Source organism: Cellulomonas sp. RIT-PI-Y (assembly GCF_025642745.1).
Classification (GTDB): domain Bacteria; phylum Actinomycetota; class Actinomycetes; order Actinomycetales; family Cellulomonadaceae; genus Cellulomonas.
Genome location: NZ_JANZKP010000038.1, coordinates 24,695 through 34,666, shown reverse-complemented (window position 1 = coordinate 34,666; position 9,972 = coordinate 24,695). Strand labels below are relative to the sequence as shown.

Here is a 9,972-nt window from a genome sequence, read left to right as displayed (position 1 = left end):
GTTACCTGTCGGTGGAGCGACGTCCACCCCGTGCGAACCCGCACCCGCTGAGCGTGCGACCCGGGTCGGACTGAGTAGTCCGGCGTCAGAATTGGGTGGAGCGCGCCGTAGGGAGTGGGGGTCGTGCGGGTGAGTGCGTACTGAGTGACCACTGCACCGTGTGGCACCGGCCGCCGACCCGCCGGGTGCGTGGAACCACGGGACCCCCCGCGTGGTACCGCCCGGCGATCAGCCCCGTGCGGGCAGTCGGCCCAGCCCCTCGCGCAGATCGGGGGCGGTCGCGGTGAGTGACACCCGCACCCATCCCTCGCCCCGGGCACCGAAGGCCGACCCGGGGGCGACCGCCACCCCGCGGCTGAGCACCAGCTCCTCGGCGAAGGAGGCCACGTCGCCGTCGGTGGCGTGCGACAGGTCCGCCCAGAGGTAGATCCCGCCGGGCGCCTCCAGGTACGGGATGCCCCGCTCGGCCAGCACGGCGGTGGCCAGTTCCCGGTGCGCGGCGTAGGTGGCGCGCGCGGCGTCGACGTCGTCCTGCGGGCCGGTGATCGCGGCCAGGGCGGCGTACTGGGCCGGGGTGTTGACGCAGGAGACGATCGACTCCTGGACGGTCGGCATCAGCGGGGCCAGCTGATCCGGCACCACCAGGGCACCCACCCGCATACCGGTCATCGCGTGGTCCTTGCTGAACGTGTGCAGGGTCAGCACCCGGCCGTCGGCGTCGTGCGCGGCGGGCGGCACGTGCGGTCCGGCGGCGAAGGCGGCGTAGCACTCATCCGAGAGCACCCAGAGGTCGTGGGTGCGGGCCAGCTCCATCAGCTCGGCGACCAGGGCGTCCGGCAGCGTGGTGCCCAGCGGGTTGGACGGGGAGTTCAGCACCAGCAGGCGGGTCCGGTCCGAGATCACGGCCGCGACGTCGGCCGGGTCGGGCAGGAACCCGCGCTCGGCGCGCAGCGGATAGGGCCGGGGCGTGGCCTGCAGCAGGTGCGCGGCCATGCTGAACGGCGGGTAGCCGGGATCCGGGACCAGCACCTCGTCCCCGGCGCCCACCGTCAGGCTGAGCGCCAGGTGCAGGGCCTGTGCGCCACCGGCGGTGACCCAGACGTTGTCCCGGCGGACCGGGAGCGTGTGCACCGGGTCCAGCTCGGCGGCGAGGGCGTCACGCAGCTCCGGGATGCCGCCGTTCGGGGTGTAGCGGGTGTCGTCCCGGGTCAGGGCGGCCTGCGCCGCGGCCAGGATGTGCGGCGCCGTCGGCAGGTCCGGCTCGCCGACGCTCAGTACGATCGCACCCGGCGTGGCCCAGGCCAGCTCGGTGACCCGGCGGATGCCGGAGGCGGGGACGGTGGCGGCGTGGGCGGCGATCCGGGGCACCCGGGCACCGTAGCCCCCGCGGATGTCGTCGAGATGACGCAGCATGACCCAGCTCACACCCGGGAACCCGATGAAGCGGATGGCCGTTATCAACATCGGCACGTAAGCTGCCGATTCGGATACCGCTTATCCCTTTGTTGGACCGCATCGGTGCGGGCAGCCCCGCGCCGACCTGTGCCGTGGGTCCGCCCCCCTGAAGAGAAGAAGGACGTTCATGGCAGAGCTGCTCTACCGGCTGGGCCGGTTCTCCGCCCGCCGGGCCTGGGTCGTGATCGTCGGGTGGGTGCTCGCCCTGGCCCTCGCGGGCGGGTCCTACGTGATGTGGGGCGGCACGCTCAGCTCCACGGTGGACATCCCCAACACTCCGACCTCCGAGGTCACCGACCGCCTGCAGGACGACTTCGCGTCGGCGAGCGGCGGCACCGGCACCATGGTGTTCAGCACCGAGGACGGCTCGGCCTTCACCGCCGAGCAGCAGCAGCAGATCAGCGACGCCCTGACCGAGATGGCCGACATCGACGGCGTCTCCGCCACGGTCGACCCGTTCGCCACCGAGGCCCAGCGCGCCGAGCAGGCCGACCAGCTCGCGCAGGCCCAGGCGAAGATCGACGCCGGCCGGGAGCAGATCAGCCAGGGGCAGGCCCAGATCGACGCCGGGCAGGCGCAGATCACCGCCGGGCAGGAGCAGCTGGACCAGGCGCGGGCCGCCGCCGAGGCCGCCGGCGCGGATGCCGCCACGCTGGCGCAGTTCGACGCCCAGCAGGCCGCGATCGACGCCCAGCAGAGCGAGCTGGACACCCAGCAGGAGGCCCTGAACGCCTCCGCCGCCGAGCTGGACGCGAGCGCACCGCAGGCCGAGGACGGGCAGACCCTGCTCGACCTGGCCGCCGAGCTGCGCACCGTCTCCGAGGACGGCTCCGCCGCGGTGGCCACCGTGTCCTTCGACAAGCCGCTGATGGAGGTCACCCCCGAGACCAAGGAGCAGGTCGAGGACACCGCCTCCGCCGCGGGCGTGAACGGCGTCGCGGTCGACTTCTCCTCCGACCTGGCCGCCGGGGTGCCGAGCATCGGCGGTGTGGCCGAGATCATCGGCGTCGCGGTCGCCGCGATCGTGCTGTTCATCATGCTGGGCACCCTGATCGCCGCGGGGCTGCCGCTGCTGACCGCGCTGATCGGCGTGGGTGTCGGCGCGGCCGGTTCGCTGGCGTTCTCCGGGGTGGTCGACATGATCTCGGTGACCCCGATCCTCGGCGTGATGCTGGGGCTCGCGGTCGGCATCGACTACTCGCTGTTCATCCTCAACCGGCACCGCCGCCAGCTCCGGGAGGGCGCCGAGGTGCACGAGTCGATCGGTCTGGCCAACGGCACCTCCGGCAACGCGGTGGTGTTCGCGGGGACGACCGTCCTGATCGCGCTGCTGGCGCTGAACGTCACCGGGATCCCGTTCCTGGGCATGATGGGGACGGTCGCCGCGGCGTCGGTCGCCATCGCGGTGCTGGTCGCGATCACCCTGACCCCGGCGCTGCTGGGTCTGGCGGGCAAGCGGGTGCTGCGGAAGAAGTTCCGCGACGCCGCACCGGTCCCGGTGACGGCGGACCTGAAGCCGATGTCCACGCGCTCGGCCGTGCTGCGGGTGGTGGCGGGCGTCGCCGCGCTGGCGATCATCGCGCTGCCCGCGCTGTCCATGCGCCTGGGCCTGCCGGACGGTTCGCAGGAGGAGCCGGACACCACGCAGTACCGGGCGTACTCGATCACCGCGGAGAAGTTCGGCGCGGGGGTGAACGGTCCGCTCCTGGTCGTGGCGGACGTCGAGGGCGGCCAGGACGAGGCCGCGCTGACCCATCTGCAGGCCACCATCGGCCAGCAGATCATGGACCAGCAGGACGTGGTCGCGGTCGCCCCGATCGGCGCCTCGGAGTCCGGCACCATGATCGCCTTCCAGGTGATCCCGGTGGACGGCGGCACCTCGGAGTCCACCGAGGACCTGGTGCACACCCTGCGCGACCTGACCCCGGACGGCGCCACCGACTCGCTCGGCGTCGCGGGGGTCGCCTCCGGCAGCATCGACATCTCGGAGAAGCTCGCCGACGTCCTGCCGCTGTACCTGGCCGTGGTGATCGGCCTGTCGCTGATCATCCTCATCCTGGTGTTCCGGTCGATCATCGTGCCGCTGATCGCCACTCTCGGCTTCGTGCTGTCGGTGTTCGCGGCCTTCGGCGGCGTGACCGCGATCTACCAGTGGGGCTGGCTGGGATCGGTGTTCGGGGTGCACGAGCCCGGACCGGTGCTGAGCTTCCTGCCGACCATCCTGATCGGTGTGCTCTTCGGTCTGGCGATGGACTACCAGCTGTTCCTCACCTCCGGCATGCGCGAGGCCTACGCCCACGGGTCCTCGGCCCGGCTCGCGGTGACCGAGGGCGTGCGGGCCGGTCGTGCGGTGGTCACCGCCGCGGCGATCATCATGATCAGCGTGTTCGGCGGGTTCGTGTTCTCGCACACCGCGATGATCCGGCCGATGGGCTTCGGCCTGGCGTTCGGCGTCCTGGTGGACGCGTTCGTGATCCGGATGCTGGTGATGCCCGCCCTGATGCATCTGTTCGGGGAGAAGGCCTGGTGGCTGCCGAAGTGGCTGGACCGGATCCTGCCGAACGTCGACGTGGAGGGCGCCAAGCTGGAGCGGGCGCACCACGCGGGCCCCGCGGCCGAGCCGGCGCTCTCCGGTGCGCACGCCGCGGCGGACGTGCCGGTGGACGCGCCGTCGCCGGCCGACCACCCCGGTGAGGGCCCCTCGCACCGCGCCTGAGCCGTGACGACCGGAGGCCGGCGACCCCACCCGGGTCGCCGGCCTCCGGTCGTTCGCCGCCGGGTCTCAGACCACGCGCAGTGCCTCCAGGGCGGGCGCGGTCGTGGTCGGGACGAACTCGGTCACGGTGTAGGCCGCCACGCCGCCCCGGGTGAACGGGTCCTCCGCCACGATCGCCTCGACCCGCTCGCGTGCCCCCCGGGCCAGGATCACGCCGCCGGTGCGCGGCTCCTTGCGTCCGGACACCAGGAACGTCCCGTCCGCGTAGTACCCGGCCAGGAAGTCCCGGTGCGCGGGCATCAGCGCGTCGATCGCCTCGATGCCGGCGGTGTAGCTCAGGTCGAGGATGAAGAGGTTCGCCATCCGCCGACCGTAGCGGTCAGTTCGCCGCCCAGTGCCGCCCGATCGCCAGGTAGTCGGCGTCGGCGAGCTCCGGCTCCAGCGGGCCACGGTCCGGGGCGTTGCGCAGGCCGTCGGTGAGGACGCGCAGATACCGGCGGTAGGCGTCCGGGTGGGTGTGCACGGAGTGCGCGGCCAGCTCGGTCACCATCCACAGGATGACCCCGAGGTCGCCGTTGGTGGCGCCGGGACGCAGGTCGCCCTCCGCCCGGGCCCGGTCCATCAGGGCGCAGCCGATGTCCTCGAACACCTGCAGATGGGTGTCCAGGTCGCGCCGGGTCTCGTCCGAGGCCAGTGCCGCGTCGCGCAGGCCCAGATTGCGGGTGAGCAGCTCCGCGCCGCGCTCGATCAGCAGCATCAGGCCGTCCCAGGCCCGCTCGGCCCGCAGCGCCTGGCCGGCGACCTCGGTCATCTCCCGCAGCGGTTCGGCGATCGCGGCCTCGATCAGCTCGCGCTTGTCCGGGAACCGGCGGTAGACGGTGCCGACGCCCAGGCCCGCGTGGTGGGCGATCTCGTTCAGTCCGACGTTCAGTCCCCGGGTGGCGTAGAGCTCCCGGGCTGCGGTGACGATCCGCTCCCGGTTGCGGGCCGCGTCCGCGCGCAACGGGCGGGCGCCGTCGGCGTCGTCCGGCGTGGGGATCGGGTCGGTGGGCACCCCGGGAGCCTAGCAAGTCGATACCGGTCATCCATTTCGATTCGACGGGCACAATGGCGACATGTCCGACCCGCAGCACCCCCACGTCCCGACGCCCGCCGCGCTCACTTCCCGGGGTGCGGTCTCGGCGATCAGCGGCGCCGGTCTGGGCGTGCTCGGCGCCTGGCTGCTGCACCTCGGGGCGCGGGACGCCGCGCAGGTCGAGTGGGAGTGCGCGGTCAGCACCTGCGGCACCAACGACGTCGCGGGGACGGCGCCGATGCTCGGCGTCCTGGCGCTGGCCCTGGCGGGCGTGCTGCTGGCCCGGACGGTGCGGACCCTGGCGGCGCCGCTGATGGTGCTGGTCGGCACGCTGGCGATGCTGCTCGGCTGGCGGTCCGCGATCGAGCAGCGTCTGGTCACGATCGACAACGTCACGATGACGCCGCTGCTCGGGAGGGGCCGCGGCTGGCTCGTCGTCGTCGGGCTGGTCGGAGTGGTCGCGCTCGTCCTGACCGTCCTCGCCGCCGTGCGCGAGCTGCGACAGTCCTCCGGGTACTGGGTGCTGCTCGGGCGCCGGGCCACCTGGGGCCGGGTCGCGGACTACGAGAACACCGGGGAGGACCCGACCGCCACGGTGCACTTCGCGGACGAGAACGGCACCCGGTACAGCGTCCGGATGCCGGTGCCACGGGAGGCCTTCCAGCGGCCGCCGCGGGTCTACTACGACCCGGTGAGCCCCACCGATCCGGACCGGCTCCGGATCGGCATGCCCGGCGCTCCGCTCACCGCCGGCGGCCGGGACGAGCAGCTGGCCGCGGCACGGCTCCTGCTCCCGCTGCCGGGCGACGACGAGGCCGTGGCGGACCGCACCACCATGAGCATCGCCGCGGACGGCACCCGGACCACGACCAGCATGGGCCCGGGCGGGACGCGCACCGCGACGGTGGCGCCGGACGGCACCCGGACCGTGACCACGGTGGCGGCCGACGGCACCCGCGCGGTCCGCTCGACCCAGACCTCCACCGAGACGATCTCGGACGTCACCGCGGCCCTGGAGCGCCTGTCCGAGCTGCACCGCTCCGGGGCGCTGTCCGACGACGAGTTCGCCGCCGCGAAGGCCGCCGTCCTGCGCCGATGATCGATCCGGTGGAGGCGCGCGAGCTGCTGGCGGACCGCCTGCGGGAGGCCGAGCAGCGGCTGGCAGGCACCTCGGCCGAGCGGGCAGCGGTGGTCGACGCGTCCCGCGACTCCAACGCCGACGACGAGCATGATCCCGAGGGCGCGACGATCGCCTACGAGCGGGGGATGCTCGACGTGCTGGCCGGTCGGTTGCGGCAGACCCTGGCGGACCTGGCCGTCGCGGAGCGACGACTGGCCGCCGGGGAGTACCAGGTGTGCGAGCGGTGCGGCGGGACGATCGCGGACGACCGGCTGCGGGCGCTGCCGACGGTGCGGACCTGCCGGGCGTGCGCTGGCCGGACCCGGTAGTCCGCCGTCGGCCGCGCGCACGGGACCTAGACTGCCCGCGTGCCTGATCCCGCGGCCGGACCGCTGCGCGTGACCGTGCTGGGCCAGGTCGCCGCCTGTGCGCAGGGCGGGGACCCCCTGCTGCCGGTGGCCGGGCGGGGCGCCGACCTCCTGGCGGCCCTGGTCCTGCTCGCCGGGGCGCCGGCGTCCGCGGAGCGGCTGATCGACGACGTGTGGCCGGACGACCCGCCCGCGTCCGGACGTGCGGCGCTGCAGACCCTGGTGTCCCGGCTGCGGTCCGCGCACGGGGCCGATCTGGTGCGCTCGTCGGGCGCGGGCTATGCGCTCGGGGTGCCCGGCGCGGCGGTCGATCTGCTGCGCGCCGAGGCCGCCGCCGAGTCCGCGCGGTCCGCGGTGGACCGGCAGGACCTGCGTGCCGCCGCGGAGCTGACGTCCGTGGCGCTGGCCGCCCTGGGCGCGGCGGATTCCGGGGTTCCCGACCCCGAGCTGCGCGATCTGGTCACGGCACGGGCCGTCCGGGCCCGCACCGCGTTGCTCCGCAGCAGGGTCGCCGCCCTGCTGGCCGGTCCCGCCCCCGCCGCCGCACTGCCCGCCGCGGAGGAGCTGGCCGGCGCCGCACCGCTCGACGACGCCGCGCAGCTCGCCCTGATGCGGGCCCTGCACGCGGCCGGCCGGAGCTCGGAGGCGCTGGCGTCCTTCGCCGTCTACCGGGAGCGGCTGGCCGACCAGCTGGGCACCGACCCGGCCGGTGCGGTGACCGACTTCCACCTGGCCCTGCTCACCGCCGAGGCGCCGACCGGCCCGACCCGGCCGCGGGTGCTCGGGGTGCGGACCGTCCCCGGCGAACTCCTCGGGCGGTCGGAGGACCTGGCGGCGGTCGACCGGTCGCTGTCGACCTCCTCGGTGGTGACCGTGCTGGGCACCGGCGGACTGGGCAAGACGCGCCTGGTCCAGGAGATCGCCCGCCGGTCCGCCGACCGGGGCGACGCGGTCGCGGTGGTGGAGCTGGCCGCGGTCCGCGCCGCGGAGGACCTGCTGCCCGCGCTCGCCGACGCGCTCCGGGTGCCGGAGCCGGTGCGGACCGCGGCCACCCCGCAGCTCGACCTGCGCGGCATCCAGGACCGGGTGCGCGACCGATTGGCCGAGCAGCCCACGCTCCTGGTGCTGGACAACTGCGAGCAGGTGCTCGCCGCGGTCGCGGACGTGGTGGCGGAGCTGACCTCGACCGTCCCGGGCCTGCGGGTGCTGGCCACCAGCCGTGCGCCGCTGGGCGTGCCCGGGGAGCACGCGCACCCGTTGCTGCCGCTGCCGACCGTCGCCCCGGACGGTGCACCCGGGCCGGCGGTGGCGCTGTTCGTGGAGCGGGCCACCGCGGTCCGCCCGGACGTGGTGCTCCCGCCGGACGTGGTGGCCCGGTTGTGCCGCCGGCTCGACGGTCTGCCGTTGGCGATCGAGCTGGCCGCCGCCCGGACCCGGTCCCTCACCGTGGAGGAGATCGAGCGCCGGTTGTCCGACCGGTTCAGCCTGCTCACCGGTGGCGGGGCCGGGTTGCCCGAGCGCCATCGCACCCTGCACGCGGTGATCGACTGGAGCTGGGATCTGCTGACCGCCTCGCAGCGGGTGCTGGCCCGCCGGGTCGCCGGTCTGCCGGACGGCTTCCCGGCCGAGGTCGCGGTCGCGCTGGCCGGGCCCGGGGCCGACGAGTTCGCGGTGCTGGACGATCTGGACGCGCTGGTGGCGCAGTCGTTGCTGCGGGCCGAGGAGCACCGGCCGACCCGGAGCATGCGGTACCGGATGCTGGAGCTGGTGCGGGAGTTCGGCGAGCGCGAGGCCCGGGCGGCGCAGGAGCTGGACCTGATCCGGGACGCGCTCGGCGACTGGGCCCGGGACCTGGCGGTGGACCGGATCGGCCCGGACGGCCCGGACCGGGTGCAGCTGGACCCGGTGATCGAGCGGGAGCAGGACAACCTGGTCGCGCTGCTGCGCGGTGAGCTGGCCCGGGGCGACGAGGCCCGTCCGGACGTGCTGGTCGCGGTGTTCGGGGTGAGCGCGATGCGCTGGCTGCTGCAGGGGGCCCACGAGGAGCTGACCCAGGTCCAGCGGCAGGTGCTGTCCCGGGCTCGGCACTGGACGCCGCCGCCCGAGCTGGCCGACGTCGCCGTGCTCGGCTTCAGCATCGCGGCGGTCATCGAGGTGATGTGGGGCGATCTGCGGCAGGGCGCCCTGGGCCGGTTGCTGGTGGCCCGGGCCCGGAGCGCCGGCCCGGTGTCCCGGGTGAACCTGATGTTGGCGGACATGGTGCGGGAGGTCGGAGATCCGCGGGCCCTGGAGCAGGTGTTGGCCGATGCCCGGGAGTCGGACGACGAGGCCACTCGCCGGTTCAGTCTGCTCGGATCGTGGACCATCGCGGAGAACGCCGGCCGGATCGACGAGGCGATCGGATTCGCCGAGGCGGCCTACCGGCTCGGGCGGGTGCACGACGACCCGTGGACGATGGCGCTCGCGTCGGTCCAGCTGGCGGGCGCGTACACCCAGAGTGGGCAGCCGGACGAGGCGTTGCCGTGGATCGAGGAGACCGACCGTGCCCTGGGTCGACTGCACGCGATGGAGGCCGGCCCGGCGACGGTCGCCGTCGAGGAAGGTCTGTGGCAGGTCCGCGCGCTGACCCTGCTCGCGCTCGGGGAGTTCGACGCCGCGGAGCGCCTGTTCGCCCGGATGGCGCAGGAGGCACACGACCCGCAGGAGGCGGCGACCCTCACCCGGCTCGGCGCCGCGGAGACCGCCTTCGGCCGAGGGGAGCTCGAGGTGGCGCTCGGGCACTATCGAGCGCTGGTGGCCGAGACTCTCGATCACGACTGGCGGCAGAACCCGTGGCGGCTGATCGCGGCCGGCACCTGCCTCGCGGCGCACGCGCTGGCCGGTCGGACCGCTCTGCCGGAGGTCGCGGAGGTGGCCGAGTCCGTACGGTCGATCCCGATCCAGACCGGCACCCGGGGGGTGCCGTACGCGGATCGGCCCGTCCTGGGCACGGTGCTGCTCGGCGCGGCCGCCTGGCGGATGGCGATCGGTGAGCAGGAGGAGACCGTGCTGCCGCTGATGGCCCTCGCGGAGTCGATGCGCTCCCGCCAGGACTACCGTCCGCTGCACCGGCACCTGCACTGGGAGCGCGCGATCGCGCGGTACGGCGAGGACGCCGTCCACGCCGCTCGCGCCGCGGAGAGTGCGGCGGGTCGCTCCGACGAGCTCGACCGCGCGTCCGAGCTCCTGCGTTGAGCGT

General features: G+C 74.4%; 7 protein-coding genes. 4 read left to right on the top strand and 3 right to left on the bottom strand.

Annotated features, from left to right (window positions below; genetic code table 11):
* Window positions 1-228: 228 nt before the first annotated feature.
* Window positions 229-1,413, bottom strand: coding sequence for a pyridoxal phosphate-dependent aminotransferase (locus OGL89_RS12190; protein WP_263120421.1), 1,185 nt, complete (start codon window positions 1,411-1,413; stop codon window positions 229-231).
* A 169-nt stretch (window positions 1,414-1,582) separates the two neighbouring features.
* On the opposite strand from OGL89_RS12190, the gene OGL89_RS12185 reads away from it, so the two are divergent.
* Window positions 1,583-4,171 (top strand): MMPL family transporter, encoded by a 2,589-nt coding sequence (locus tag OGL89_RS12185; RefSeq protein ID WP_263120420.1) that lies wholly within the window; start codon window positions 1,583-1,585, stop codon window positions 4,169-4,171.
* A 66-nt stretch (window positions 4,172-4,237) separates the two neighbouring features.
* On the opposite strand, the gene OGL89_RS12180 is transcribed toward OGL89_RS12185, so the two are convergent.
* Entirely contained in the window at window positions 4,238-4,534 is a 297-nt protein-coding gene (locus OGL89_RS12180) for a YciI family protein (RefSeq protein WP_263120419.1), read from the bottom strand.
* Window positions 4,535-4,550: 16 nt separating this feature from the next.
* On the bottom strand, window positions 4,551-5,225 hold the full coding sequence (locus tag OGL89_RS12175) for a TetR/AcrR family transcriptional regulator (RefSeq protein WP_263120418.1): 675 nt from the start codon (window positions 5,223-5,225) through the stop codon (window positions 4,551-4,553).
* Between the two features lie 61 nt (window positions 5,226-5,286).
* Here OGL89_RS12175 and OGL89_RS12170 point away from each other — a divergent pair, with 61 nt between their 5' ends.
* The 3 genes from OGL89_RS12170 to OGL89_RS12160 are packed head-to-tail and all read left to right on the top strand — an operon-like array spanning window position 5,287 to window position 9,968.
* Window positions 5,287-6,345: an SHOCT domain-containing protein gene (locus tag OGL89_RS12170; protein ID WP_263120417.1), complete on the top strand. Its 1,059-nt coding sequence runs from the start codon at window positions 5,287-5,289 to the stop codon at window positions 6,343-6,345.
* Complete coding sequence (locus tag OGL89_RS12165; RefSeq protein ID WP_263120416.1) at window positions 6,342-6,695, top strand: TraR/DksA C4-type zinc finger protein; 354 nt, start codon at window positions 6,342-6,344, stop codon at window positions 6,693-6,695. Before OGL89_RS12170 ends, OGL89_RS12165 begins: the two co-directional genes overlap by 4 nt.
* A 39-nt stretch (window positions 6,696-6,734) precedes the next feature.
* Window positions 6,735-9,968, top strand: coding sequence for a BTAD domain-containing putative transcriptional regulator (locus tag OGL89_RS12160; RefSeq protein WP_263120415.1), 3,234 nt, complete (start codon window positions 6,735-6,737; stop codon window positions 9,966-9,968).
* Window positions 9,969-9,972 lie beyond the last annotated feature (4 nt).

Coding starts and splice junctions, on each gene's coding strand:
- OGL89_RS12190 (WP_263120421.1), bottom strand. CDS start 1,413: ATGCTGCGTCATCTCGACGACATCCGCGGGGGCTACGGTGCCCGGGTG.
- OGL89_RS12185 (WP_263120420.1), top strand. CDS start 1,583: ATGGCAGAGCTGCTCTACCGGCTGGGCCGGTTCTCCGCCCGCCGGGCC.
- OGL89_RS12180 (WP_263120419.1), bottom strand. CDS start 4,534: ATGGCGAACCTCTTCATCCTCGACCTGAGCTACACCGCCGGCATCGAG.
- OGL89_RS12170 (WP_263120417.1), top strand. CDS start 5,287: ATGTCCGACCCGCAGCACCCCCACGTCCCGACGCCCGCCGCGCTCACT.
- OGL89_RS12165 (WP_263120416.1), top strand. CDS start 6,342: ATGATCGATCCGGTGGAGGCGCGCGAGCTGCTGGCGGACCGCCTGCGG.